Origin of the sequence: Mesorhizobium sp. M4A.F.Ca.ET.050.02.1.1 (genome assembly GCF_003997725.1) — a bacterium.
Classification (GTDB): domain Bacteria; phylum Pseudomonadota; class Alphaproteobacteria; order Rhizobiales; family Rhizobiaceae; genus Mesorhizobium.
In genome coordinates this window covers 1-1,183 of the sequence record NZ_RZSG01001200.1, presented here as the reverse complement: position 1 = coordinate 1,183, position 1,183 = coordinate 1, and the positions used below count along the sequence as shown (strand labels likewise).

The following is a 1,183-nucleotide window of genomic DNA, read 5'->3' as shown; positions in this document are numbered from 1 at the left end:
CGCCATGAACTGCACTTCCCTCTCGCAAAGCTGGTGACGTATATCAACGGCGCGGCAAAAATGCGACTGAGCCGGCTCGGAAAATTAACCAATTTGCGGTGGATGAACCCGCCGGCTGCAATGGACTGGTGACGATGCAATATGTGAGTACCCGCGGGGAGGCGCCCGCGCTTGGATTTTCCGACGCGGTGCTTGCCGGGCTGGCGCGAGACGGCGGGCTCTACGTGCCGCGCGAATGGCCGCACTTCTCGGCTGCGGATATCCGCGCCATGCGCGGCCTCGCCTACCCCGACCTTGCCATCCGAGTGCTGACGCCGTTTCTCGACGGCGAGATCGCGGCGCCGGTCTTCGAGAGGCTGGTGCGCGAAGCCTACTCGACCTTCCGCCACGAAGCCGTCTGCCCGCTGGTGCAGACCGGGGCCAGCACTTTCGTGCTCGAGCTCTTCCACGGCCCGACGCTCGCCTTCAAGGACGTGGCCATGCAGCTGCTGGCCCGGCTGATGGACCATGTGCTGGCCGAGCGGGGACAGCGCGCCACCATCGTCGGCGCCACCTCAGGCGATACCGGGGGCGCGGCAATAGATGCCTTCGCCGGACGCGACCGCACCGACATCTTCATCCTGTTCCCGCACGGCAAGGTCTCGCCGGTGCAGCAGCGGCAGATGACGACCTCGAGCGCGGCCAATGTCCATGCACTGTCGATCGAAGGCAATTTCGACGATTGCCAGGGCCTGGTGAAGGACATGTTCAACGACCACGGTTTTCGCGACCGGGTCTCGCTGTCGGGCGTCAATTCGATCAACTGGGCCCGCATAATGGCCCAGATCGTCTATTATTTCTCCTCCGCGCTGTCGCTCGGCGCGCCGGACCGTCCGGTCTCCTTCACCGTGCCGACCGGCAATTTCGGCGACATCTTCGCCGGCTATGCCGCCAAGCGCATGGGGCTGCCGATCGAGCGGCTGGTCATCGCCACCAATGACAACGACATATTGGCGCGCACGCTGGCGAGCGGCGAATACCGCACCAAGGGCGTGTTCGCCACGACTTCGCCGTCAATGGACATCCAGATGTCGTCGAATTTCGAGCGCCTGCTGTTCGAGGCGGCCGCCCGCAATGCGGAGACGGTGCGGCGCTACATGAACGGGCTGAAGCAGTCAGGCGCCTTCACGATCGAGGCGGGCGA

Annotated in this window: 1 protein-coding gene; it reads left to right on the top strand. The window is 64.7% G+C overall.

Annotation, left to right across the window (positions count from 1 at the left end):
• Positions 1 to 134: 134 nt before the first annotated feature.
• Positions 135 to 1,183 (top strand): threonine synthase (thrC, locus tag EOA33_RS36280; RefSeq protein ID WP_127407765.1); only part of this gene is annotated, 1,049 nt, incomplete at its 3' end.